This is a genomic window from Acinetobacter sp. TUM15064, from assembly GCF_008980265.1.
Classification (GTDB): Bacteria; Pseudomonadota; Gammaproteobacteria; order Pseudomonadales; family Moraxellaceae; genus Acinetobacter.
Window position 1 is genome coordinate 1 of record NZ_BKFU01000028.1, and the last position, 25,880, is coordinate 25,880.

At 40.9% G+C, this 25,880-nt stretch carries 18 protein-coding genes and 1 tRNA gene; 14 read left to right on the plus strand and 5 right to left on the minus strand.

The window, feature by feature from the left end; genetic code table 11:
- Positions 1 to 311: 311 nt before the first annotated feature.
- Both gloB and ahpC read right to left on the minus strand, forming a co-directional pair.
- Entirely contained in the window at positions 312 to 1,043 is a 732-nt protein-coding gene (gene gloB, locus GBI16_RS09960; RefSeq protein ID WP_119063499.1) for a hydroxyacylglutathione hydrolase, read from the minus strand.
- A 202-nt stretch (positions 1,044 to 1,245) separates the two neighbouring features.
- Positions 1,246 to 1,809 carry an alkyl hydroperoxide reductase subunit C gene (gene ahpC, locus GBI16_RS09965; protein WP_004982189.1) on the minus strand — a complete coding sequence of 188 codons (564 nt, stop codon included), beginning with the start codon at positions 1,807 to 1,809 and terminating at the stop codon, positions 1,246 to 1,248.
- Between the two features lie 344 nt (positions 1,810 to 2,153).
- On the opposite strand from ahpC, the gene hrpA reads away from it, so the two are divergent.
- Together hrpA and GBI16_RS09975 are read left to right on the plus strand one after the other, a co-directional pair.
- On the plus strand, positions 2,154 to 6,092 hold the full coding sequence (gene hrpA, locus GBI16_RS09970) for an ATP-dependent RNA helicase HrpA (RefSeq protein ID WP_151707010.1): 3,939 nt from the start codon (positions 2,154 to 2,156) through the stop codon (positions 6,090 to 6,092).
- Positions 6,093 to 6,122: 30 nt separating this feature from the next.
- Positions 6,123 to 7,235: a beta-ketoacyl-ACP synthase III gene (locus GBI16_RS09975; protein ID WP_119063498.1), complete on the plus strand. Its 1,113-nt coding sequence runs from the start codon at positions 6,123 to 6,125 to the stop codon at positions 7,233 to 7,235.
- Positions 7,236 to 7,706: 471 nt separating this feature from the next.
- Here the strand turns inward: GBI16_RS09975 and GBI16_RS09980 are convergent, their stop codons facing one another.
- The 3 genes from GBI16_RS09980 to GBI16_RS09990 form a co-directional block, all read right to left on the minus strand.
- On the minus strand, positions 7,707 to 7,985 hold the full coding sequence (locus GBI16_RS09980) for a hypothetical protein (protein ID WP_086208378.1): 279 nt from the start codon (positions 7,983 to 7,985) through the stop codon (positions 7,707 to 7,709).
- A 267-nt stretch (positions 7,986 to 8,252) separates the two neighbouring features.
- Entirely contained in the window at positions 8,253 to 9,254 is a 1,002-nt protein-coding gene (locus GBI16_RS09985) for an ABC transporter substrate-binding protein (RefSeq protein ID WP_086208377.1), read from the minus strand.
- Between the two features lie 3 nt (positions 9,255 to 9,257).
- Positions 9,258 to 9,845: an ANTAR domain-containing response regulator gene (locus tag GBI16_RS09990; RefSeq protein WP_119063497.1), complete on the minus strand. Its 588-nt coding sequence runs from the start codon at positions 9,843 to 9,845 to the stop codon at positions 9,258 to 9,260.
- Between the two features lie 647 nt (positions 9,846 to 10,492).
- Here GBI16_RS09990 and GBI16_RS09995 point away from each other — a divergent pair.
- From GBI16_RS09995 to cobT, 12 genes are all read left to right on the plus strand, one after another.
- Complete coding sequence (locus tag GBI16_RS09995; RefSeq protein WP_086208375.1) at positions 10,493 to 11,866, plus strand: MFS transporter; 1,374 nt, start codon at positions 10,493 to 10,495, stop codon at positions 11,864 to 11,866.
- A 34-nt stretch (positions 11,867 to 11,900) separates the two neighbouring features.
- Complete coding sequence (gene nirB, locus GBI16_RS10000) at positions 11,901 to 14,447, plus strand: nitrite reductase large subunit NirB (RefSeq protein ID WP_086208374.1); 2,547 nt, start codon at positions 11,901 to 11,903, stop codon at positions 14,445 to 14,447.
- 88 nt (positions 14,448 to 14,535) lie between these two features.
- Positions 14,536 to 16,146, plus strand: coding sequence for a nitrite reductase small subunit NirD (gene nirD, locus GBI16_RS10005; RefSeq protein WP_086208373.1), 1,611 nt, complete (start codon positions 14,536 to 14,538; stop codon positions 16,144 to 16,146).
- A 286-nt stretch (positions 16,147 to 16,432) separates the two neighbouring features.
- On the plus strand, positions 16,433 to 19,237 hold the full coding sequence (locus tag GBI16_RS10010) for a nitrate reductase (RefSeq protein ID WP_151707011.1): 2,805 nt from the start codon (positions 16,433 to 16,435) through the stop codon (positions 19,235 to 19,237).
- Positions 19,237 to 19,863, plus strand: a complete 627-nt coding sequence (locus GBI16_RS10015; protein ID WP_151707012.1) for a molybdenum cofactor guanylyltransferase — start codon at positions 19,237 to 19,239, stop codon at positions 19,861 to 19,863. Before GBI16_RS10010 ends, GBI16_RS10015 begins: the two co-directional genes overlap by 1 nt.
- 347 nt (positions 19,864 to 20,210) lie before the next feature.
- On the plus strand, positions 20,211 to 21,236 hold the full coding sequence (gene moaA / locus GBI16_RS10020) for a GTP 3',8-cyclase MoaA (protein ID WP_151707013.1): 1,026 nt from the start codon (positions 20,211 to 20,213) through the stop codon (positions 21,234 to 21,236).
- A gap of 1 nt (position 21,237) precedes the next feature.
- Entirely contained in the window at positions 21,238 to 21,780 is a 543-nt protein-coding gene (locus GBI16_RS10025; RefSeq protein WP_151707014.1) for a molybdenum cofactor biosynthesis protein MoaE, read from the plus strand.
- Positions 21,781 to 21,925: 145 nt separating this feature from the next.
- On the plus strand, positions 21,926 to 23,386 hold the full coding sequence (cysS, locus tag GBI16_RS10030; RefSeq protein WP_151707015.1) for a cysteine--tRNA ligase: 1,461 nt from the start codon (positions 21,926 to 21,928) through the stop codon (positions 23,384 to 23,386).
- 64 nt (positions 23,387 to 23,450) lie between these two features.
- Positions 23,451 to 23,526: transfer RNA gene (locus GBI16_RS10035), tRNA-Gly, on the plus strand.
- 147 nt (positions 23,527 to 23,673) lie between these two features.
- A complete protein-coding gene (locus tag GBI16_RS10040) occupies positions 23,674 to 24,321 on the plus strand; it encodes a 2'-5' RNA ligase family protein (protein WP_151707016.1) in 648 nt (215 codons plus the stop codon).
- A complete protein-coding gene (gene cobU / locus GBI16_RS10045; protein WP_086208366.1) occupies positions 24,312 to 24,830 on the plus strand; it encodes a bifunctional adenosylcobinamide kinase/adenosylcobinamide-phosphate guanylyltransferase in 519 nt (172 codons plus the stop codon). Before GBI16_RS10040 ends, cobU begins: the two co-directional genes overlap by 10 nt.
- The gene (cobT, locus tag GBI16_RS10050; protein WP_086208365.1) at positions 24,827 to 25,879 is read left to right on the plus strand and encodes a nicotinate-nucleotide--dimethylbenzimidazole phosphoribosyltransferase; all 1,053 of its coding nucleotides are present in this window, start codon (positions 24,827 to 24,829) and stop codon (positions 25,877 to 25,879) included. Before cobU ends, cobT begins: the two co-directional genes overlap by 4 nt.
- Position 25,880 lies beyond the last annotated feature (1 nt).

Sequence of the window (25,880 nt, forward strand, 5' to 3'; positions counted from 1 at the left end):
ATATTGCTAAAATGAGAGCTAGAAATATTTTGTAGCGAATAGAAATGTAATGATTTTTTTCAAAGCTGGGATGTTTTGAAAAAGTAGGATCATTCTGTCTTTGTGATGATCATTTGCGTTTAGCATCGTGTGAGTTGAAATTATTTCTGTGGAAATTTTGACAGATTAAAAGCTCATGGTAACAGCGCCAACTGAGCGTTGAATTCAAGAGAAAATCTCTAGACATTATCGGAGTGTTTAGGCTTGTCTGACGAGAGCCTCTGGTATGAAGTAGAGACTGCACTCGTCAGCAGTCTCTCTAGGGGGGCGATTTAAAAATGGTCTTTCAGATCGCGCAGTCGCTTAAACTCTTCAACGTTTTCTGTACGTAAAAAAGGATTGGTTTCAAGTTCGATTTCAATACTGCTCGGGAGCGTACATTGACCCAAATAGCGCATGGTTTCTACATGATCTAAACGCTCTTGAATGGCAATATTGTCTGGTTCGACATGGTTGGCAAATTTCGCGTTAGAGAGCGTGTATTCGTGCGTACAATAGACTTTGGTGTCGGCTGGCAAAGCTGCTAAACGATTGAGTGAATGGTACATCTGCTCATGTGTGCCCTCAAACACTCGCCCACAGCCCATAGCAAACAGGGTGTCACCGCAAAATAGAGTTTGGATGGATTCGATAAAGTACACAATATGGCCCAGTGTATGACCAGGAACGGCTAAAACATCGACATGTAAATCATGAAATGCAAAGTAGTCATCATCCATCAATGCATGGGTGATAAAAGGAATTTTTGATAATTCCTCCCGTGGTCCATACACAGGAATATTTCGACTTGCGATCAGGTCAGCGACACCGCCAATATGGTCTTTATGCCAATGAGTCAGCCAAATTTGAGCAATGCTTAAACCATGTTTAGTGCAATATTCTTCAACTAATCCCGCTTCTGTTGGGTCAATTACTGTGACTTGTTTTGATGTGGTGTGTTCTAGCAACCAAATGTAGTTTTGGAGCTGATTTTTCACATCAATCATATGAACTTGATAAGTCATCTTTTTTCTTCAATGTGTTACATGTATTCATTCTACTGTAGCGGGTACAGACACTGAATTCTAGTCATGAATCATGTAAGACGTAAAAGGATAGGTATTTATTGTTTTATGCTTTCTCTTTCTTGTCATATTGTACTGTTATCTTGGACATAAAAAACCACGCTAAAAAGCGTGGTTTTTTATGTGTTCAATCTAATTTAGATTAGATTTTACCTACTAGGTCGATTGAAGGAGCAAGAGTTGCTTCGCCTTCTTTCCATTTAGCTGGGCAAACTTCACCTGGGTGAGCGTGAACGTATTGAGCTGCTTTAACTTTACGAAGTAATTCTTGAGCATCACGACCAATACCACCAGCGTTGATTTCAACGATTTGGATTTTGCCTTCTGGATCAATGACAAAAGTACCGCGGTCTGCAAGACCAGCAGCTTCGATTAGAACGTCAAAGTTTTTAGAAAGAGTCCAAGTTGGGTCGCCGATTAATGGGTATTGGATTTTACCAATAACTTCAGAAGTGTCGTGCCAAGCTTTATGAGTGAAGTGAGTGTCAGTAGAAACACCGTAAATTTCCACGCCTAATTTTTGGAATTCAGCGTAGTTGTCAGCAAGGTCACCAAGTTCAGTTGGGCAAACGAAAGTGAAGTCAGCTGGGTAGAAGAATACTACAGACCATTTGCCTTTAAGATCTGCTTCAGTTACGTCAACAAATTGACCGTTGTGATATGCAGTAGCTGCGAATGGTTTTACTTCAGTATTAATTAAGCTCATCATTGTCTCCATGATTGGGGTTTGTATTTAATGCTCTATAGGGTATCGAAATTTTTGTTATTGCTGAAACAGTATTTTTACATTACAAGAATCGGAAAAACCGAATCTTACTCCAGACTATCTCAGCGAATCTGATCATTCTGTTCATTTAGCATGATAAATATGATGACTAAATGACAAAATCATCTATTCCGCAACTCGTCTACAGACATGATGTCCTTAGGCTTAAAATTCAAGGGGATATTTGAAAAAAGTTAAAATTAAAAAAATTAGGCTGTACTTTCGCTTCGTTGTATTACCACGTAAACTAAGCGATTGATGTTTTTGATGTAGGTATTTTTTCTGTGCAGCGTCCTTTAAATATAGAGCAATTGGTGATGGTCAAAGACCGTCATCGTTTAAACCGACTCAAAAAAGGAAAAGATGCCAACGAAAAGCAATATCAAGCATTATTTGAACAGTCACATTTAAAAGTTTTAGAGCGTATTCAACGCATACCAAATATTAAACTCAACCAAGACCTGCCTGTTACACAATATGCGGATAAGTTAATTGATGCCATTCAAGCGCATCAAGTGATTATCGTTGCAGGGGAGACGGGTTCGGGTAAAACGACGCAGCTACCGCAAATTGCGATGTTGGCGGGTCGTGGTTTAACGGGTCTGATTGGTCATACACAGCCACGTCGTTTGGCCGCACGTAGTGTTTCCCAGCGTATTGCGGAAGAAGTTGGTGAAAAACTTGGCGAGTCGATTTCCTTTAAAGTTCGTTTCAATGAACAAGGATCGCAGGACTCTATTGTCCGTTTAATGACTGATGGTATTTTGCTGGCAGAGCTGGCCAATGACCGTTATCTCAATAAATACGACACCATTATTATTGATGAAGCACATGAGCGTTCGCTCAATATTGACTTTATCATGGGTTATCTCAAACAGCTCTTGCCCCGCCGTAAAGATTTAAAAGTCATCATCACTTCGGCAACTTTAGATGTAAACCGTTTTAGTCAGTACTTTAACAACGCACCTATTTTTGAAGTAGAAGGTCGTAGTTTTCCAGTTGAACTGCGCTATCGTCCTGTCTCTGAAATGAGTATTGTCGGTAGTGATGATGATGAATTTGATGACTTTGAAGAAAATTTGCCGCGTGCCGTAGTGCAAGCTGTAGAGGAATGTTTTCGGGATGCACAAGAAAAAGGTCATCCTGAATATGCTGATACTTTAATTTTTGCCAGTACCGAACAAGAGATTCGTGAGCTACAAGAAACTTTGCAAAAGCATGGGCCGCGGCATACAGAAATTTTACCCTTATATGCGCGCTTGGCCTTGGCTGAGCAACAAAAAATCTTTAATCCATCGGGTGGCGGGCGACGCATTATTATCGCCACCAACGTTGCAGAAACAGCGCTGACTGTACCCAATATTCGTTATGTGATTGACAGTGGTTTTGCGCGTATTTCTCGCTATAACTATCGTTCACGTGTACAGCGTTTACCGATTGAAGCGGTTTCGCAAGCAGCGGCAAACCAGCGTAAAGGCCGTTGTGGTCGTATTGCCCCAGGTGTATGTATTCGTTTGTATTCTGAGGAAGATTTTCAAAGTCGCCCTGAGTTTACCGAACCTGAAATTAAGCGAACGAACTTAGCTTCAGTTATTTTACAGATGCAAAGTTTAGGGCTGGGTGCGTTAGAAGATTTTGATTTTATTGAGCCGCCAGATCATCGTTTAGTTAACGATGGTCGTAAGTTGTTGGTTGAACTTGGGGCAATGACGGAGAAAGGTAAAGCCCCTGTTTTACAAAGAGAGGTTGGGGGGGATTCATCTGAAGACAATCCCCCTCAATCCCCCTTTTCCAAAGGGGGAGGTAAAGGAGATTTAACCAAGATCGGTCAACAGATGGCCAAAATGCCAATTGACCCACGTCTGGCCCGTATGATTTTAGGCGGGGCACATTTTGGTGTGTTGAATGAGGTCTTGGTGATTGTTGCCGCTTTGGCAGTACAAGACCCACGTGAACGCCCTGCGGATAAACAAATGCAGGCAGATCAAAAACATGCGTTGTTCCGTGAAGCCGATTCTGACTTTTTGTTCTATCTTAAACTTTGGGAAGCACTGGTTGCCAACCGAGACATGAGTGAAAACAAACGTCGTACTTTTGCCCGTAATCACTTTTTAAGCTGGTTGCGTTTACGTGAGTGGAAGAAAACTCATGAGCAATTGGTTGATTTGGCAAAGGGCTTAAAGCTGTCTTTTAATGAGAAAAAAGCCAATTATGAAAATTTACACCGTGCGCTTTTAACAGGTCTACTGTCCTTTATTGCCAATAAAACCGATGAACGCAATGTGTTTATGGCGGTGCGTCAGCAAAAGGCTCGCATTTTTCCAGCATCTACCTTACATAAGACCAATACGCCTTGGGTCATGGCTTTTGAGATGGTGGAAACTTCACAGGTCTATATTCGGACACTGGCAAAAATTGAACCTGAGTGGATTTTGCTTGCGGCAGGTGATTTGCTGAAGCACCACTATTTTGAGCCGCACTGGTCGAAAAAAGCAGGCGTGGTTAATGCCTATGACCAAATTTCACTATTTGGCTTAATTATTGAACCAAAACGTCAGATCAATTATGAAAAAGTCGACCATGTTGCGGCACATGAAATTTTCCTTCGAGATGCACTGACGACAGGGCATTTGGGCATTACACCACCATTTTTAAAACACAACCTGCTTAAACTTGAAGAGGTAGAGCGGGTCGAAGATAAGCTACGCCGCCGTGATTTGGTGGTGGATGAAGAAACCATTTACCAGTTTTATGCGGCTAAAGTGCCTGAAGAGGTTGCAAGCCGTCGTAGTTTTGAAGACTGGCGCGCAACGGTTGAACCACAAAACCCACGTTATTTATTTATTGATGATGATTCGCTGTGGATGAACGACCGTCCAACCACACAGCAATTTCCCGATTTTTTACGTAATGGTGAACTGCGCCTTGCGGCCAGTTACCGTTTTGATCCAAGCCATGACGAAGATGGTGCAACGGTGAAAATCCCGTTGCAAGCCTTGCCTCAGGTGGATGAAAACTTGTGGTCGTGGGGCATACCTGGTTGGCGTCAGGATTTAATAGAGGCTTTACTCAAAGCGTTACCTAAAGATAAACGTCGTCACTTAGTGCCTATCCCAGATACAGCTGCAAAGCTAATGGTGAAAGTAGATGCCATGCATTTGCAGCAGCATATTTTTAGTTTTTTAGCCTTCCAATTACGTGGCGAACAAATCACTGAAAAAGACTTTAGTTTTGAGCGGGTTGAACAGTATTTGTTGCCATTGATTAAAGTCATTGATGACAAAGGCCGTGTGATTGAACAAGGTCGTGATTTGTCTGAGTTAAAAGCGCGCTGTCGAACGGAAACCCATAGCCCAGTCAAACAACTCAAAGGAGAGTTCCAAACTTTCCCTGAAAGTTTTGTGTTTGAAGCGTCACAAAAAGTCACGGGTGTGGTGGTGAAGCAGTATCAAGCTTTAGTCCCAACCAAAGCATTTGCAGCATTGGAACAAAAGGATGAGTCTGGTGTCGTGATTCAGACTTTTAATGATCAAGCTGAGGCAACTAAACAGCACCGCGAGGGTGTACTTCGTTTGGTACATATACAGCTGGGAGATTTGGTCCGCCAGTTGAAAAAGCAAATTTCCAAACCGTTGGCATTGGCGTATTCACCTTTGGGTGATAAGGCAAAATTGGAACAAATGCTGGTTTATGCCACACTGCAAATGTCGATCAATGAACTGCCGGTCAATGCACAAGAGTTTGAAAACTTAGTTGCAAATGTCAAAAAAACTTTTCTGACTCAGGGGCAAAAAGCACTGGCAGATGTGACAGAGATCTATATCCAATGGCAGGATATACGTCGAAAGTTGTTGGTTTTAGATGATGCGGTGTTTGGGAAAAATATTGATGATGTTGAAGATCAGCTAGATTTGATGTGCTTATCAAACTTTGTTTACGTAAAATCTTCCGATATTTGGCTTGAATTTCCTCGTTATTTGAAAGCATTGGTCTTGCGTTTGGAGCGCCTGCCCAATAACCTACAGAGGGATAATTCTGCCATTGATCAAGTTGACCCGTGGATGGAAAAATTATTTAAGTTTAAAAATGACACTCGCCTTAAAGAATTGTATTTCATGGTTGAGGAGTTTCGGATTTCTTTATTCTCTCAGCCGATGAAAACAAAGATGCCCATTTCTCCGACTCGCTTGCAAAAAGTATGGGAAAAACTTGGAATCAGTTAAACTATAGGTAATTTAAAGAAGGAGTTTTACATGGGCATCCGCATTACAGGTACGGGTCTTTATCATCCTGAAGACATCATTACCAATGAAGAGTTAGTTGAAAGTTTAAATGCTTATGTGGAACAGTATAACCTAGACAATGCTGACAAAATTGCTTCGGGCGAGTTGGAAGCCCGTCGTGGGTCAAGCGCAGAGTTCATTGAAAAAGCATCTGGTGTAAAACGTCGTTATGTGGTTGAGAAGACAGGGATCTTAGATCCGAAGCGTTTACGGCCATTGTTACATGAGCGTTCAAATGATGAACTCTCGATTCAAGCCGAATGGGGCGTGATCGCAGCGAAACAAGCGATGGAAAATGCAGGCGTAACTGCAGAAGATATTGATGTCGTGATTTTATCATGCTCAAACTTACAACGAGCTTACCCTGCTGTTGCAATTGAAATTCAAACTGCACTTGGTATTCAAGGCTATGCCTACGACATGAACGTGGCATGTTCGGCAGCAACTTTTGGCATTAAACAAGCCTATGATGCAATCAAAGCAGGCGGACGCCGTGTATTATTGGTGAATGTCGAAATCACCTCTGGTCATACCGACTACCGTTCACGTGACTGCCATTTTATCTTTGGTGATGTCGCAACGGCGTCAATCATTGAAGAAACCGATAGCAAAACTGGTTTTGAAATTGAAGACATTAACTTATTCACACAGTTTTCAAATAACATCCGCAATAACTTTGGTTTCCTAAACTTAAGTGAAGTCGATGCAGACATTGAAAATAATCGTTTCGCTCAAGACGGTCGTAAAGTGTTCAAAGAAGTTTGTCCACTGGTTGCCAAAATGATTACAGCGCAGCTTGAGAAAAACAATATTGCACCGACTGATGTGAAACGTTTCTGGTTGCACCAAGCCAATGCCAGTATGAATGAATTGATTTTAAAATTGGTTGTGGGCAAAGAACATGCTCAACCCGATTTAGTGCCAATCATTTTAGATGAGTTTGCAAATACCTCGTCAGCGGGGGTCATCATTGCGTTGCACCGCACAGCAGACCAAGTTAATGATGGTGAATATGGTATCCTGTGCTCATTTGGTGCGGGTTATTCTGTTGGTGCAGTACTGGTGAAAAAACACGTTGCATAAGGCTATATGTTACGAGTTGAGTCTGATGCGAAATGGATTAAACGGTTTAACTTCGATCTAAAGGCTAGTTCGCACTGATCTATATTGGTGCTGTGTGGTCAAATGTATCGCAAGCTGTAATGTATATGGCGGATCATTCTAAGTACGTATATTCGATTTGCCGATGTTGGTTGATTATTTTAGCAATCAATATCACGTGGCTATGGTCAGTATTGCTGATCATGGCCATTTTTATTTGCCACTTTAGTGCAGGACCATAAAAGTTTGGCGCCGTTGATCATGTGTCAGCTTATATAAAGATATCGCTACACAGCAACGATATTTGATTTGTGGTGGCCGTGAAGCATTAAAGTGCACGGAAACCAGCCCTGCCTAAGTGGTTTTGCTGGTTTGAAATAAACTCAATACTTTGCTTTTGGCATTGTGCGGTTTTTTGCTTTAGGTGCTGATTTATCATTGCACAATGATCAACTAAGTTTCTTGTAAATTTTTCAATAAATGAGCAATTTTCATCGTGTGTGTTCTATTGGCTTTGACTTCCATGACTTTATTTTCAATCCACCATAAATACTCAAAAATCTCAGTTTCACTGGATTTTTCACAGATAAAGCGAAATAAATTAGGTAAGTATTCTTCATATTCATCTTGTAGAGCTGGATTACGATAAATACATAGTGGGTCCCAGTCTTTAATCAGTATTTTATTAATCGCATGCAATAAAGATACATGGCGATTTTCCTCGGTAAACATAATTCACCTCCGTTATTCATCGGTTAGTTTGATGTTCTATGTATCAGTAGTCATCATGACTCATTTATCTATTGTTTTCATGTTTGAAAAAATAGCTTACATCGCTTTAAGTTTAAGTAAATAGCAAGGCCAGATAGACAGAAGCCAAGGAAAGATTTCCTTTAAAAAGTCGGTCAAGTTAGGTCTTAGATTTACTTCATAATATTATTTAAAATAGATGTTTTAAAATGGTGCGTAATTACAACTCGGTTTACATTTCGTAATAATTTAAAAATTAAGTTTTGGTGAAATGACACAGTTATCACTAATTCTGCGGATTTCATCATTATTTAAATCCACATCATCCCATTTTTGCATTTGCTCGGTAAGCCAAATGAAGTCTGAAACTTGTGGCAAAGCATGTTCTCTAATAAAGCCGCGAATAATACTTTGAATTAGATAATATTTTTCAACATGTACACTATCAGAACATGGGAAACGAATGATGTTGTAATCGACCAGAACTTGCCATACAGCTTCAAAATTTTCCATTTTTTTGAGTTCATCTTGGGCTTTTTCTATAGCTTGGACTAAGGCTGAAAGTGTATTTGGATTGGATATGGCCCATTCTTGCGTGACTGCCAAAACCTTATCTGCAACCCGCGGAATAATGTCTGTTCCAGTTGCAATAATTTGGCTATAACCTTGAATTTCAGCTTGAGTGTTCCATGGTTCTCCGACACAGAATCCCTCAATGAGCTGATTTGAAATGGCTTCTACCATGTAGGGTGGGGGAAGTGTACGTAGTTGAACATGTTTCGCAAAATCAGGATTGGCCAATGCCAGCCATTCACGTAAGCAATAATGATGGATAGATTGCTTAAAGACATGTGCAATAGCCAGCTGTTGTTTATGCTGCATTGCAGTATAAAATTTATGTGCAGTCACTGCTGCATCGTCATTTTTTTGAATGTTTAGTGCATAACAGAGCTTTTGGCTCAAACTGATAAATGCACTGTTATAGCTCAGAACAAGCGGTGTTTGTAGTGGAATACCGAGTTGATCCTGCGCCAGTGCAGCCGCAGGTAACATCGCAGATAGACAATGGGCTGCATCGAGAAAACCAAAAGCTAAACGGTCTCTTAAGCTTGCCCAAGAAGCTTCTTTGACTAAGCTTACATCTAAACCGACTTCTTCAAAAAAACCGCGTTGTTTTGCCCATAATAAAGCAACACAGTCTAAAAGCGGAATATAGCCCAGTTGAAGTTGCGTCTTTTCTAAATGAGCCATGCCTTAGTCCTTGAATTGAGATTGTAGAAGCTGTTGAGCATCCAACAGTCGTCTTGCCATTTCACCAATAGTCATACGATGGCTCATGGCATTTTTACGTAGTAGCTGAAAAGCATCATCTTCGGACAGGTCGTGTAGTTGCATAAGTAATACCTTTGCACGCTCTACATCTTTACGGTCTGCAAGTTTATTTTTAGTATCTTGTAAATCGGAAAGTAACTTTTTGTGTTTACGAAACTGCTCGATAGATATTTCTAAAATACTTTTTAACTTTGACGGGTCTATACCATCCACAATATAAGCTGTAACACCCGCATCTATGGCACTTTTAATCGTGTCTTTATGGCTGTTTTTAGTAAATAAAACAGTAGGTAAGTTGAACTGACTCACGCAACTTTCAATAATATCCCGTTGTGGGTGATCCATATCTAATAAAATAACGTCTGCATTTAATTGCTCAAGGCGATTAATATTCAAGTGATCTATAATCAGGCAGGCAACTACATCGAAATCATGTTCGATAAGGGATGTACGAATAAATTGTGCGCGTTCTTGATTGTCGTCAATCAAAGCGATTTTCAGTTTAGGCATGCTGTACAGTGCTCAGGTAAACCTGAAAAATGGGATCTAAAATTGTGCTAGCAATTTAAATGCCAAATGTATGAAAATCCAGCTTTATCTCAGATTGGTGAGTCAATTTTTTACGTAGAGATTCGCTATAAGCTGTGTATACCGAGTAAAAAAGACTTTAATCAAAGAAAAATATGTATCTGAGTTGCTTGTCTAAACAAGCCTGTTTAAACACATTGGATGAAATAGAAGCCTAACACAAATTAAAATATACAGCTTGAAGTACAAATTACTTTTGAAGAGTAACGTGAGACCCACTAGAGAGCACAGAGACAATTCAAAAATTCGTTGTTTGCTCAGCGATAATGCAAAATGCACCAATAGTGATCACGCCGTTAAGAAGTTGAAAAAACATGAAGTTGCCTCTTGAAAAGGACGGGCTGATATTGGCTATAGTGCAAGTATTCTAATTATAAAAAACAATAAAAATCATTATATTAACTAGTTTATTTAAATGTTGGCACAATCATTGCTTAATCTTAATCGAGTCAAAGACGACTCTAAATCAAATTTGTAAGACGGCCAACGACGTCCGTTCTGATCGCTTCTACACCACAAGTTTTTGTGTTGTGGAAAAACAATACGCTCAGTTCTGTCTGGAGAAGGTTATGTCTTCAAATTTAAATGCTAAAAAAGCAACAAAAATAAGTCTTTTTAGTTTCAATGGCGCAGCAATGAGAGCCTTCCACATGAGTTGGCTCGCCTTTTTTGTCTGCTTCTTTGCATGGTTTGCCTGTGCGCCATTGATGCCTGTTATAGCAGGTGAATTTCATCTCACAAAAGATCAAATCGCCAATATTAATATTGCAGCCGTAGCCATCACCATTCTTGTTCGTCTGATTGTAGGTCCACTGTGTGATAAATACGGTCCACGCAAAACATATACAGCACTTCTTATCCTAGGCAGTATTCCAGTTTTTGGCGTTGCTTCAGCAAATAGCTATGAGTCATTCCTCTTCTTTCGTTTGCTTATCGGTGCAATTGGTGCAAGTTTTGTCATCACTCAGTATCACACTAGCATCATGTTTGCACCAAATGTAGTTGGAACTGCAAATGCGGCGGCAGCAGGTTGGGGGAATGCTGGTGGAGGTGCAACACAAGTACTTATGCCATTGATGCTTGGTGCTTTAGTGATGTTTGGTGTTGAGCAATCTATGGGCTGGAGAATTGCATTACTTGTTCCAGGCATATTGATGCTGATTGTCGGTTTGATGTATTGGAAATTTACACAAGACTGTCCACAAGGCAACTTTAAAGAACTGCGTGCAGATGGTGTAAGTGTTGGTTCTGATAAAAAAGGCGGTGTGGCTATTTTGATGCATGCTGCAAAAAACTATCGTGTTTGGATTTTGTTTGGTGCTTATGCTGCATGTTTTGGTATCGAAATCTTCATTCATAACATCGTCGCAATGTACTACGTAGATCACTTTAAATTTGGTTTAAAAGAAGCAGGTATGGCTGCGGGCATCTTCGGCTTACTGGCTCTATTTGCCCGTGCATTTGGTGGCATTGTTTCAGACAAAATTGCAACTAAAAAAGGCTTAGATGGTCGTACTAAAGTTCTATTTGCAATGATCTTGATGGAAGGTCTGTTCTTAATCGTATTTTCACAAATGAATACAGCAGTCCTTGCCATTCTCGCAATGACCGTATTTGCATTGTTTACTCACATGGCTTGTGGTGCGACCTATGCATTGGTTCCATTCATTGACCGTGATGCTTTGGGAGGTGTCGCAGGCATTATCGGTGCTGGTGGTAACGTTGGTGCTGTGGCTGCAGGCTTCTTACTTAAAGGGATGTTGGATATTCAAACCACACTCATGATTCTAGGTGGCTTGGTCGTCATCGCCGCAAGTTGTGTGCTCATGATTCGTTTCTCCGTAGAACACAAAGAGAAAGAGCAAAAGTTATTTGAAGCTGCGTTACTTGAGCGAAATAGCGTGGAGCAAAATGCTTCAACTGTAATCAAACAAAGCGTTTAAGCCAAAATAACAACAGGAATTAAGGAGAATTGATATGAAATTAGTGATGATTGGTCATGGCATGGTAGGGCATAAATTCATTGAATCTGTGCTAGAACATGCAGGTGATGATGTTGAAATTACGATCTTGGCAGAAGAGCCACGTTTAGCGTATGACCGTGTACATTTAACTGAATATTTTACAGGTAAATCTGCAAAAGATTTGACCTTATGTCGTGCGGACTTTGCTGATGCTTATGGTATAGATCTCCGCTTAGCGACTAAAGCAACTGCAATTGATACAGTAAATAAATTGATCACCACGAATCATGGCGATGTGATCAGTTATGACAAGTTGGTGCTCGCAACGGGTTCTTATGCCTTTGTTCCTCCAATCCCAGGAAATGATCGTCAAAACTGTTTCGTATATCGCACCATTGAAGATTTAGATGCAATTCGCGCAGCAAGTCTGACCGCAAAGTCTGGTGTGGTGATTGGTGGTGGATTACTCGGTTTAGAAGCGGCTAAGGCACTACGTGATTTAGATTTGGAAACACATGTGGTTGAGTTTGCACCACGCTTGATGGCGGTTCAAATTGATGATTTAGGCGGTAAAGTTTTACGTTCTAAAATTGAGAATCTTGGGGTAAAAGTTCATACCCAAAAAGCAACATCATCCATCGAAGATGGTCTTAATGCTACACACGTGATGAAGTTTGGAGATGGCTCTGAACTTGAAACAGATATTGTGTTGTTTTCAGCAGGGATTCGTCCACGTGATGAATTGGCGCGTCAAAGCGGTTTGGCTGTTGGCGAGCGTGGCGGTATTGTCATTAATGATTATTGTCAAACTTCTGATGCTGACATTTATGCGATTGGTGAATGTGCATTATGGAATAACAAGATCTACGGTTTGGTTGCTCCAGGCTACGACATGGCACGTATTGCAGCAAAACATGTGACAGAACAAGCTTGTCCAGAGTTTGCGGGTGCAGATATGAGCACCAAATTGAAGCTTATGGGAGTAGATGTCGCTTCTGTCGGGGATGCGCATGCGATGACACCGAATGCACTAAGCTATTTCTATGCAGATGAAGACACGATGGTCTATAAAAAGATTGTTGTGAATGCCGAAAAAACGAAATTATTAGGCGCAGTACTGGTGGGTTGTGCAAAAGAGTACAACGACTTATTACAAATGATGCTGAATGGATTAGCAGTTCCAGAGAATCCTGAAAGCTTAATCATGCCAGGTTATGCTCAATCTTCAGCAAAAACGGGTGGAAGTGGTGTTGATCTGCTCCCAGACAGTGCAACGATTTGTTCATGTAATAACGTGTCTAAAGCAGATATTTGTAGCGCAATTGCAGAGGGTTCGACGTCTTTAGGAGCTCTAAAAAAATGCACTAAAGCGGCAACAGCATGTGGCGGATGCGCAGCGTTAGTGACGCAAGTATTAAAATCTGAATTACAACGCCAAGGCGTGACTGTAAATAACCATATTTGCGAACACTTTGCTTATTCACGCCAAGAGTTGTATCACTTGGTACGAGTGAATGAAATCAAAAGCTTTGATGATTTGATTCAACAACATGGTCATGGTTTAGGCTGTGATATTTGTAAACCAGCTGCAGCAAATATTTTAGCATCGTGTTGGAATGATTTTGTTTTAAAACCAAGCCATGCTGGTCTGCAAGACAGTAATGATTACTATCTAGGAAATATCCAAAAAGACGGGTCTTACTCGGTTGTACCTCGTATGGCGGGTGGAGAAGTGACACCAGATGGTTTGATTGCAGTGGGTCAAATTGCCAAAGAATACGGTTTATATACCAAACTGACAGGCGGTCAACGTGTTGACATGTTTGGTGCTCAAATTCACCAATTGCCAGAAATTTGGGAAAAGTTGATTGCCGCTGGTTTTGAATCTGGACATGCCTACGGTAAATCACTACGTACGGTGAAGTCGTGTGTTGGCAGTACATGGTGTCGTTATGGGGTTGATGATTCTGTTGGTTTAGCGATTTTCCTTGAAAATCGTTACAAAGGCTTACGTTCACCACATAAATTAAAAATGGCAGTTTCGGGTTGTACACGTGAATGTGCTGAGGCGCAAAGTAAAGATGTGGGTGTGATTGCAACCGAGAAAGGCTGGAATTTATATGTTTGTGGTAACGGTGGGATGAAACCACGTCATGCAGAATTATTGGCTTCAGACTTAGATACACAAACGCTGATTCAATACATCGACCGTTTCTTCATGTTCTATATCCAAACTGCGGATCGTCTCCAACGTACATCAGTATGGCGTGACAACATGGAAGGTGGTTTAGATTATTTAAAAGACGTTATTGTAAATGATTCTTTAGGTCTGGCTACTGAACTTGAGAATCGCATGAGCCATGTGGTTGGAACGTATCAGGATGAGTGGCGTACTGCGGTTGAAGACCCAGAGGTGCGTAAGCGTTTTGTCACCTTTATCAATGCAAAAGCTGAACAACAACAAGATCCGCATATTCAGTTTGCTTCTGTACGTGGACAAATTCGTCCGAAAACTGAAGCGGAACGTGATAGTAGCCGTATTCCTGTGGTTGAAGCTTAACAAATTAAGGTATTCAAACTTTTCTCTCTAGTGCTCTCTTAAAAGAAAATATAGAGAGGGGATGAAAAAGTTTAAAAGGATAAAGATGATGACAATTTTAAAAGATATGAATGAACTGGATTGGTTGGATATTTGCGCCTTGGATGATATTACGCCAAATACAGGTGTAGGTGCGCTACTCGAAGACCAACAAATTGCAATTTTTCGGGTAGGCAGTGAAAAGCGTGTTTATGCTTTGAGCAACCAAGATCCGTTTAGTAAAGCTTTTGTGATGTCACGTGGCATCATTGGTGATTTACAAGGTGAGCGTGTTATTGCGTCGCCTATTTATAAGCAACATTTTAGTTTAGCAACAGGTCGTTGTTTGGAAGATAAAGATCAAAAACTTTTGGTTTTCCCAAGCAAGATTGAAAATGGCCGTGTACTCATTAGCCCAACGCCACAAAAAACCTATATCACCAATAATGGTACTTCTCAGGAAAAAATGAAGTTGGTCTTGGTGGGGAACGGTTTGGCAGGTATGCGTTGCCTAGAGGATTTACTCGATATGGCACCAGATCGTTATGAAGTGACGGTGATTGGTGAAGAGCCATGGGGTAATTATAACCGCATCATGCTATCACCTGTTCTATCTGGTGATAAGACTATTGATGACATCATGTTGCATCCACATGCATGGTATAGCGATAAAAATATTCGCTTTATTGCAGGCGACCCAGCAGTGCGTATTGACCGCCCACGTAAGCAAGTTTATACCGAAAAAGGCGTGATGGTAGATTATGATCGTTTGATTTTAGCGACAGGCTCAAAACCATTTATCCCGCCTGTGCAAGGTTCGGATTTAAAAGGTGTGCTGAGTTTCCGTGATATTTACGATGTGAATACTATGCTTGAATACAGTAAATCTAAAAAGAATGCTGTGGTGATTGGCGGTGGTTTACTTGGTTTGGAAGCGGCGTATGGCCTAAAACAGCGTGGTATGAATGTGACGGTGTTGCATTTGATGGATCGCATTATGGAGCGTCAGCTAGATAGTAAAGCGAGCCAAATGTTACGTCATAGTATCGAACAAAAGGGCATTTCAATCATTACAGAGGCGAATACTGAAGCTTTGATTGGGGTGGATGGTCATGTGACACAGGTTCGTTTGAAAGATGGCACAGTTTTAGATGCAGACCTAGTGGTTTTTGCTGTAGGTATTCGTCCTAATATGGCCTTAGCACAAAGTGCAGGTCTCCGCTGTAACCGAGGTGTCTTGGTGAATGACACCATGCAAACGTATGACCCAAGTATTTATGCGGTAGGTGAATGTATCGAACACCGTAACCAGACTTTTGGCTTGGTTGAGCCACTTTGGGGGCAAGCGTTTATTTGTGCATCGCATTTGGCTGAGCACGGCAGCTTGACGTTTAAAGCGCCAACAGTACCGACTCAATTAAAAGTCAGCGGTTGTGATGTGTTCTCAGCAGGCAATTTTGAACCGAAAGATGATTTTGAAGATATTATTTTAAATGATGAAAAGCGTCAGATTTATAAACGCATTATTATTCAAAAGGATAAGGTGATTGGTGCAGTTCTATTTGGTGACACGGAAGATGGAGCTTGGTATGCAGAACTTATTTCGGATCAAACGCCAATTTCATCAATTCGCAATAAATTGTTATTTGGTAAAGATTTTGCATTAAAAATAGCAGGGTGATCAAAACCCAACCTTTTAATGTATTGAAGCTCGATACGCGGAAACGTTATCTACTATTGTTTGAGTTGATAGCAAACATGGAAACGAATGTTTCTGCGGACTTTTAGGTAAATGACGGATGCAATGAGTTTGCGGATCTTGCGTTGTTTTAGTCGCATCTTAGGTTTTGCCTACTCTTCTACAAAGAAAAGTAGGTCTAACCGAAGTTTATTCCTGAAAATTAACTTTCTTGCAAAGACGTCGTCGTAATGAATCAAATTGTATATTTCAAAATTAAGGAGTTTCTATGAATAGTATCCCTGTAATGGAACTGCATAGCTCCACAGAAAAAATGATTAAAACGACACAAACGACGTGCCCTTATTGTGGTGTGGGATGTGGAGTAACTGCAACTGTTGAAGAAACTGCTTTAGGGCGAAAAGTGTCTGTGGTGGGGGATTTAAATCATCCATCAAATTACGGAAAACTGTGTATCAAAGGTAGTAATTTAGCCGATACAGTGGGCTTAGAGACACGGGTTTTACACCCAATGTTAGGCCGCAAAAAAGATTTAGATACGTGTATCCAAAAAACATCGAGAATACAAACAGATTGGGATACTGCAACTGATTTAATTGCTGATAAATTCCAACACTATATAGATCAATATGGTCCTGAAAGTATTGCTTTTTATGTTTCAGGTCAGTTGTTGACAGAAGATTATTATGTGGTCAATAAATTTGTAAAAGGTTATCTTGGTACAGCCAATATTGATACCAATTCAAGACTATGTATGTCTTCAGCGGTAGCAGCACATAAACGTGCCTTTGGGGAAGATTTAGTTCCTGCTAGTTATCGTGATTTTGAACATACTGATATGGTGGTTCTGGTTGGTTCAAATACAGCATGGTGCCATCCTGTATTGTATCAGCGCATAATGAAAGCTAAAGAAGAAAGAGATCTTTTTGTCGTTGTGATTGATCCACGGTTTACTGCTACTTGTGAGGCAGCAGATTTACACTTGCCAATTTTGCCGGGTCAAGATGTTACTTTGTTCAATGGTCTATTGCAGTATTTGGCAACCAATCATTATACCGATACCGATTTTATTGCAAAGCATACCCAAGGCTTAGACGCTGCGCTTATCAGCAGTGAAACTGAGTTTTCGATCGAAAGTTTGATTGAGCGTACAGGAATTTCAGCGGAGAAATTGACCTTATTTTTTGAAAAATTTGCTCAAACAGACAAAGTAATGAGCTTGTTTTCAATGGGGGTAAATCAATCTTCACGTGGGGTAGATAAGGCCAATAGTATTATTAATTGTCATTTGTTGACTGGAAAAATTGGCAAGTTGGGCGCTGCGCCGTTTTCAATGACAGGACAACCGAATGCGATGGGTGGGCGTGAAGTTGGTGGTCTTGCAAATATGCTTGCGGCACACATGGACTTGGATAATCAAAAACACCAACAATTGGTACAGCAGTTTTGGCAAAGCCCGACAATTGCGAAACAAGTGGGTTTAAAAGCTGTTGACCTTTTCGAAGCGGTTGAGGAAGGGAAAATTAAAGCCATTTGGATTATGGCGACCAACCCTGTCGTGAGTTTACCAAATGCTGATCAGGTAAAACGTGCGCTAGAAAAATGTGAGTTTGTGATTGTTTCAGACATTTGCAAAGATACAGATACCACGCAATATGCCGATGTGTTATTGCCTGCTCTTGGGTGGGGAGAAAAAGATGGTACAGTCACCAATTCAGAGCGTCGTATTTCACGACAACGTGCCTTTTTGGACTGCCCAGAACAAGCCAAAGCAGATTGGTGGTCAGTTTCTCAAGTGGCTAAAAAGCTGGGCTTTAGTGGTTTTGACTTTGAAAGTAGCCATGACATTTTCAAGGAACACGCAGAGCTTTCAGCTTATCAAAATGCGGGACTGGGTCAGTGTTCGGCGTCTGAGGTTTTTCGCTATTTCAATTTGAAAGGTTTAAGTGATCTTTCATTTACTGAATATCAATATCTTGAGCCAGTTCAATGGCCTATTCAAAATAAAAATCAACAAGATGGTGCTGTTGCTCAGTTATTTGAAACAGGGCAGTTTAGTCATGCGGATCGTAAAGCAAAATTTATTGCAACGGCTGCTGTTGGTGCAGTTAATAAAACTTGCAGTGAATATCCATTGGTACTGAATACAGGCCGAATTCGAGATCAATGGCACACCATGACTCGTACAGGTTTATCAGCCAACTTAAGTACACATAAAGCAGAGCCATATTGTGAAATTCACCCTAACGATGCATTGAAATATGGACTCAAAGATGGAGAGTTAGTTGAAATCAAATCGGTTTGGGGGAACTGTGTATTACGTGCCACAGTGAGTGATAATATTCGTCGGGGACAAATTTTTGCACCGATTCACTGGAATGATCAATTTGCATCAGATGCACGTATAGGTAAAGTCGTAAACCCTGTGGTGGATGCTATTTCAGGGGAACCTGAATTTAAACATACGCCTGTGATGATTCAACCCTTTTATACCCAATGGCAAGGGGTATTTTATGTACGTAAAGGCTTTGAAAAAATCGTTCAGAAAACCATTGAAAGTACAGTATGGTGGACAAAGATTCAAACAGCCAAAGCAGTGCGCTATGAGTTAGCAGATCGCCATCGTTTTACTGAAACGACAGAGAAGTTAAAGAGCTTACTTCCTTTTGAAGATGAAAGCTTTGAATGGCTGAATTTAGAAGATCAAACAGCGCACATCAGTCATAGTGTGGTGTTACAAGAGGGACATCTCATTGCGAGCCTTTATATTGCTCCGAAAGCATTGTTACCAGACCGGGATTGGGTTGCAAGTCTCTTTAAGCGTGAGCGGTTAAGCGCAATGCATCGTAAGGCATTGTTAGCTGGTCAAGCAATGTCGATGGGACAAAGTGAAGGACCGTTGGTGTGTAGTTGTTTTAAAGTGGGTAAAAATAGAATTATTCAGACCATTAAAGAAAAAAATATCACCGATGAAAAACAAGTCACTGCATGTTTAAAGGCCGGTGGAAATTGTGGTTCATGTTTACCTGAAATTCGAGGGTTGATTAAGGCATGTCAAACTGAGGATGTATAATGAAAAGAAAAATATTTAAACTGGTGACGTATCCTGACACTGACGTTGTGATTTTAGCAGGTGGACAAGCACGTCGTATGAACGGCATTAATAAACTGCTACAAAAGTTTGATGACGAAATCCAGCTCATAAAAATTCATCAACAGTTAAAATCACGGGCAACAAAAGTGTGGGTGAATAGCCACCGTGACCATTCCATTTATGAACGATTGATTCCATCCATTGGCTTTTTTGAAGATGATGAAACAGGCTTCCAAGGCCCATTAATGGGGATGAAAAGTGCATGGGCGCATGTACAATCAGATTATGTACTGTTTGTACCCTGTGATGTGACTTTCATTCCGAAAAAAGTATTTTCACGCTTACATCAGGCGATGCAACAAGACCCAAATTGTGGTGTGGCGATCGTTGAAATGAATGAACGTGCTTTATATCCATTTTGTTTGGTAAAACGCAGTAGCTTACCGACTTTGATTCGCCACCTTGAACAAAATCAGCGCAGTTTAAGACAGTGCTTTGCAGATTTGCACCCACAAGTGGCACGTTTCAAAAATCATGCACTGTTTTTTCATAGCATTAATTCGTTAGATGAATTGCAACAACATCGTCAGTTAAATTTTTTATAAAAAGTAGCGTTTAAACGGTTCGGATTCTGCGCAGTAGGCACAGATCGCATAAATAAAAATGATTTTGATATTATCTCGTGATTTGACCAATGAATAGTAATACTAGCTAATAATAGAAATATATTTAAAATAAATAAAACAATATCTTAAACTGTTTTTACGTGTCTGATTTACTTTATCTATATAACAATGTGCTGTGTATTGTTCTATTCGTGTTATGAATTGAGCGTATTCAATCTGTTGAATAGCACAAAGTTGGAACATTTATTGCTGTTTTAAAACCAAGAAATTAGGGCGTGAAATTTGAACTGTTCAATAACAGCGCAAATGATGCGTAGGCAAGACAGATGAACAGCATGACACAGTTAGCCGCAATTGGCGTATTCCAAGATCAGTTTGGGCGAGAAAAGCGAAAGCTACGGATCTCCGTGACGGATCGTTGTAATTTTAAATGTGTCTATTGTATGCCTGAACATCCTGAATGGATGAAAAAACATGATCTACTGAGTTTTGAAGCACTCTATCATTTTTGTGAATTTATGGTGCGACAAGGAATTGAGCAGATTCGTATTACGGGGGGAGAACCATTGATGCGGCAGGGAGTGGTGCATTTTATTGAGCAACTCCAATTGCTAAAAAAAATGGGTCTCAAGCGTGTTTCAATGACCACCAATGGTCATTATTTAAAACAATATGCAGATGCTTTAAAACGAGCTGGACTGGATGACTTAAATATTAGTCTGGATAGCTTAGATGCGGATCAATTCCAAAGACTGACCAAGAAACAACTCCATACTGTGCTTGAGGGAATACAAGCCGCACAAGATGTTGGTTTTAACATTAAAATCAATACAGTCCTTATGAAAGGAATGAACGAGGATCAAATTATTCCTTTGGTGCAGTGGGCCAAGCAGCAAAAGCTAGAACTACGTTTTATTGAGTTTATGCCTTTAGATGGCGATCAAAATTGGTCGCAAGCTGATGTTATCACTGAGCAAGAAATTTTGTCTCAACTCAGCTCACAATTTACGGTGCAAGTGCTTGAGGGACAAGGTGCCAATCCAGCGCGTAGTTATCGGGTGGATGGCAGTGTGGTTGGCGTTATATCGACCATTAGCAACTCGTTTTGTGGGGAGTGTGATCGACTGCGCTTGAATGCGCAGGGCGAGTTTTATAATTGTCTCTTTGCTAAGCAAGGTTTAAAACTGAAACCAGATATTCAACAGCTTGCTCAAGATTATCAACATGCATCTGTGCATTTGAAAAGTAAGCTGATGACTTATATCTGGCATAAAGAACAGGGCTTTCACACTATTCAACAGCAAGTACTCCAACCTATTCGCAAAATCAGTATGCATATGATTGGGGGCTAAAATGACCTTAAAACAGTTTTCACGTATTCAAGCATCTGCTTTTAGTCAAAATGACTTTGATGGTATCCAGCATTTTCCTGAGTGCGGCGCTATGGGTATATTTATTGGTACGGTGCGAAATCACCATCAAGGTAAAGCCGTCCAAGCATTGAAATATAGTGCTTATGCACCTGTCGCTGAAAAAATGATTTGTCAAATTGAACAAGAGATCCAATTCAAATATGGCGTGTCTTATGTTCGGGTGGTACATCGGATTGGTACTTTAGCTATTGGCGATACTGCCATTATTGCGATGGCTTACGCTGTGCACCGCCATGAAGCCTTTCAAGCCTGTGAGGAAGCTGTCGAACGAGTGAAACATGAAGTTCCTGTATGGAAAGAAGAGTTTTATCTGGATGGTAGCAGTCAATATGTCGAAGGTTGTTGTATTCGAAAAGACCATGAAGTGCCAAAACCTCATAGCCACGAGCACTGTGATCATGCGTATGTTCATGCTCAGCAAAGCGCATTATTCAATGCCAATATTTACCAATGGCACCTTTAAGATTTGCATGAGAAAATTTAGCACTTGATGAGTTTAAAAAGGAAAGCGGTGAGATAATTTGAAGAAAAATCTTCTGAAAACTTTATGAAAAATAATGCTTAGGTTAAGATAATCCATTCTTATATTTAAAGTCTTTTGAATCGCTATGCAACCATTTGTTCTATATAACTCAGAGCAACGCAAAAAAGTAGAATTCGTACCTCGTGTTGAGGGGCATATTGATATGTATGTCTGCGGTATGACGGTGTATGACTACTGTCATATTGGACATGCGCGCGTGATGGTTGCATTTGACTATATTATTCGCTTCTTGCGTAGCCAAGGTTGGAGCGTGAAATATGTGCGTAATATTACCGACATTGACGACAAAATTATTAAACGTGCCAATGAAAATGGCGAGTCGATTACTCAACTAACAGATCGCTTTATTCAAGCCATGAATGAAGATGCTGAAAACTTAGGTTGTCTACATCCAGACGAAGCCCCACGTGCAACGGATTATATTGACCAAATGCAGAGCATGATTGGCAATTTGGTTAAAAAAGGCACTGCGTATCCATCTACCAATGGTGATGTGTATTTCCAAGTAGAAAAATTTGCCAAATATGGTCGTCTTTCAGGTCGCAAACTGGAAGACATGCAAGCGGGTGCTTCTGAACGGGTCGATGTTGAAGTTGAGAAAAAACATCCCTTTGACTTTGTGCTTTGGAAACATGCCAAAGAAAATGAACCTGCATGGGCTTCGCCGTGGGGTAAAGGTCGTCCAGGTTGGCATATTGAATGTTCTGCCATGTCGACTTGCTGCCTAGGTAACCATTTTGACATTCATGGTGGTGGTTCGGATCTCATGTTCCCACACCATGAAAATGAAATTGCACAGTCTGAGGCTTCAACTGGTGAGCAGTATGTCAACTACTGGATGCATGTCGGTTTCATTAACGTTGATGGCGAGAAAATGTCGAAGTCATTGGGCAATTTCTTTACCATTCGTGATGTGATGGATAAGTTTCACCCTGAAGTGATTCGTTACTTTATTGTGTCATCGCACTATCGTAGTCCTGTGAACTTCTCTGATGTTGCTTTAAAAGAAGCGGATACGGCTTTAACTCGTTTTTATAATTCATTTAAATCGTATCAACAAGCCTATGGCGATACGCACGTCGATACGCTAGATGAAACATTGCTTGAACGTTTCAATAGTGCCATGCGGGATGATTTTAATACCGCTGAAGCCATTGCGGTATTGTTTGAAGTCAACAAGGAACTGAACCGTGCCGTGAAAGAGCAACAAGCAGAGCAAGCGGCGATTTACTATGCAACTTTGCGTCATTTAACCAATATTCTAGGTTTAGTACAACATAACCCAGATGATTTCATTAAAGGAAAAATTGAGGAAAATGGTGAGGTCATCCAAAAATATAAAATTGTATACAGCATTGAAGGAGCTTTGTCTGAAGAGCAAATTGAAGATTTGATTCAACAACGTCAAGACGCGAAAAAAGCCAAAGAGTTTGCCAAAGCGGATGGAATTCGTCAGTCCTTGTTAGATCAAGGTGTGGTTTTGGAAGACACCCGTCAAGGGACAATTTGGCGCCGCGCTGATTAATTCAGCAATTGCATTATAGAGTGTTGACAGTTTGATGAAACTCTCTATAATGCACATCCATATTGCGGGAATAGCTCAGTTGGTAGAGCACAACCTTGCCAAGGTTGGGGTCGCGAGTTCGAGTCTCGTTTCCCGCTCCAAAATTTAAAAAACCTCAAGCTTAGCTTGAGGTTTTTTTATGTCTGTAATTTGAGTGTGTTGAAAATAATTCATTTAAATGTGAAATTATCTCGGCGTTTCAGCCCATAATTTTGACAAAAATATGCTTAAATCATTCATCTTCATTTGTGAATAAAATTGTGTTCCTTCAACCCAATAGCACTGTCGTACCGACCGAAGCTCGAGACTATCCTGAATGGCATTTGGGACGTGAGCACTATGCACTTTGGTATATTGAAGTGAATGATCCCGTTTTGGTCAGCTATTTAACCCAGCTTCGTGAGCAGTTTTCAGATTTACTTTATCAACCGAATCAACGGCAGTTTCATATCACCTTATTTGTTGCTGGTTTTTGGGTAGAACAGGCGATACAGTCGGATGACTTTAGTCGAGCACAACTGACTCAGCAGCTGGAACGCCTTAAAAATTTAAAGCTAGAATCTTTTCAGTTACAGATAGGTGGATTAAATAGTTTTGAAAGTGCTTTATTTTTAAAAGTGGATGATACCGCAGGCGTGTTAGAAAAAATTAGAAAAACATTGTTGCATACATCGCAGGAAGTCGCGGCATTAAGTTATTGTCCGCATATTACATTAGGTCTATACCGTGAAGCGGTGAGTAGTGATCATGTATTGACACGTATGGCTGAAATTGAAGACATCAACTATAGCTTAAACATCTCAAAGCTCACGTTTGGTTTTTATCAGGCAGATGTTTTACAAGGGCCATTGTTTTCACATACACAAATTAAGTTGGGAAATGCACAATGCAACTGATTTTAGGTGGTGCACGTTCGGGGAAAAGCCGCTTGGCAGAGCAGGTTGCACAACAGTTAGCGCAGCCAGTGGTCTATGTCGCCACAGCACAAGCTTTAGATGGGGAAATGCAAGCGCGTATTCAACACCATCAGCAGCAACGACCCGAAGATTGGGGGCTGTGTGAAGAACCCATTTATCTTGCAGAGCATTTGGTTAAATTAGATCGCCCAAACCAAACCATTTTGGTCGATTGCCTGACCTTATGGATGAGTAATTTACTGATGCAGACTGACTCAAACTTACAAGTTCAAGAATGTCAGAAGTTGTTAGATGTTGTGGGAAGTTTACAGTCCGAGCTGATTTTAGTGAGTAATGAAACAGGTTTAGGTGTGGTTCCAATGGGGCAAATTAGCCGTCGCTTTGTCGATGAAACAGGGCGATTGCATCAGCAGTTAGGTCAAATCGCAACAAAAGTGGTGTTCTGCGTGGCAGGATTTCCCATGATTTTAAAAGGAGAACAAGTGTGAGTTGGTGGTTAGAAGCATGTCAAAGTCCGAGTGAGTCAGTATTGGCTCAAGCCCTAGTACGCCAGTCACAGTTGACCAAACCAACGGGATCATTGTCGGAGCTTGAATCGGTTGCAGTGACCTTAGCCAGTTTGCAAAACACTGTAAAACCTAAGATTGACCGCCCATGGATTACGATTTTTGCAGGTGATCATGGGGTGATGGAAGAAAATATTTCTGCCTACCCACAAGCGGTGACACGTCAAATGTTGCAGAACTTCGCAACAGGTGGGGCGTGTATTAGTGTGATTGCCAAAGAGTATCAAGCTAAATTACAAGTCATCGACTGTGGTTCAGTCGGTGAAGCTTATGAATATGTCGGAGTTGAACGCCACTGCATCCGCGCGGGTACGGCTAACTTTGCTCAAACCCTGGCTATGACTGAAGTTGAATGTAAAGCTGCTTTTGCTTTGGGGCAAAAAAGTGTGGAAGATGCCATCGCTTATGGGGCGGATATCTATGTTGCGGGTGAAATGGGAATTGGAAATACCTGTTCAGCTTCAGCTGTCGCTTGTTTTTTATTGGCTGAACCTGCTGAAAAGTTAACAGGTGTTGGAACGGGTATCCGTACTGAACAATTGATACATAAAAAACATGTGATCGACCAAGCACTTGCACTGCATGCCCAATATGTCGGGAACGATCCATTTAAAGCCTTATGTGCCGTGGGTGGACTTGAAATCGCAGCCATGACAGGCGCGTATATTCGCTGTGCGCAATTGGGTCTGCCGATGGTGGTGGATGGGTTTATCAGTACTGTTTCGGCTTTGCTCGCAGTACGTTTAAATCCACAGGTTCGCGCTTGGATGCTTTTTGGACATCAGTCGGCTGAATATGGTCATGTGCGTTTGTTGCAAGAACTTAAAGCGATGCCTTTATTGAAGCTGAACCTACGGTTGGGAGAAGGCAGTGGTGCAGGGGCTGCACTTGGATTGATCAAACTCGCCTGTCGTTTACATAATGAGATGGCAACATTTGCTGAAGCAGCCGTGATTGGTGAGAAAGTTTAAA

Excerpts from the sequence above, each read along its gene's own strand:
- ahpC (WP_004982189.1), bottom strand. The coding sequence starts at position 1,809 with ATGAGCTTAATTAATACTGAAGTAAAACCATTCGCAGCTACTGCATAT.
- nirD (WP_086208373.1), top strand. The coding sequence starts at position 14,536 with ATGACAATTTTAAAAGATATGAATGAACTGGATTGGTTGGATATTTGC.
- gloB (WP_119063499.1), bottom strand. The coding sequence starts at position 1,043 with ATGACTTATCAAGTTCATATGATTGATGTGAAAAATCAGCTCCAAAAC.
- GBI16_RS09985 (WP_086208377.1), bottom strand. The coding sequence starts at position 9,254 with ATGGCTCATTTAGAAAAGACGCAACTTCAACTGGGCTATATTCCGCTT.
- cobU (WP_086208366.1), top strand. The coding sequence starts at position 24,312 with ATGCAACTGATTTTAGGTGGTGCACGTTCGGGGAAAAGCCGCTTGGCA.
- GBI16_RS10025 (WP_151707014.1), top strand. The coding sequence starts at position 21,238 with ATGACCTTAAAACAGTTTTCACGTATTCAAGCATCTGCTTTTAGTCAA.
- moaA (WP_151707013.1), top strand. The coding sequence starts at position 20,211 with ATGAACAGCATGACACAGTTAGCCGCAATTGGCGTATTCCAAGATCAG.
- GBI16_RS09990 (WP_119063497.1), bottom strand. The coding sequence starts at position 9,845 with ATGCCTAAACTGAAAATCGCTTTGATTGACGACAATCAAGAACGCGCA.
- cysS (WP_151707015.1), top strand. The coding sequence starts at position 21,926 with ATGCAACCATTTGTTCTATATAACTCAGAGCAACGCAAAAAAGTAGAA.
- GBI16_RS10010 (WP_151707011.1), top strand. The coding sequence starts at position 16,433 with ATGAATAGTATCCCTGTAATGGAACTGCATAGCTCCACAGAAAAAATG.
- nirB (WP_086208374.1), top strand. The coding sequence starts at position 11,901 with ATGAAATTAGTGATGATTGGTCATGGCATGGTAGGGCATAAATTCATT.
- GBI16_RS09995 (WP_086208375.1), top strand. The coding sequence starts at position 10,493 with ATGTCTTCAAATTTAAATGCTAAAAAAGCAACAAAAATAAGTCTTTTT.
- GBI16_RS09975 (WP_119063498.1), top strand. The coding sequence starts at position 6,123 with ATGGGCATCCGCATTACAGGTACGGGTCTTTATCATCCTGAAGACATC.
- GBI16_RS10015 (WP_151707012.1), top strand. The coding sequence starts at position 19,237 with ATGAAAAGAAAAATATTTAAACTGGTGACGTATCCTGACACTGACGTT.
- GBI16_RS09980 (WP_086208378.1), bottom strand. The coding sequence starts at position 7,985 with ATGTTTACCGAGGAAAATCGCCATGTATCTTTATTGCATGCGATTAAT.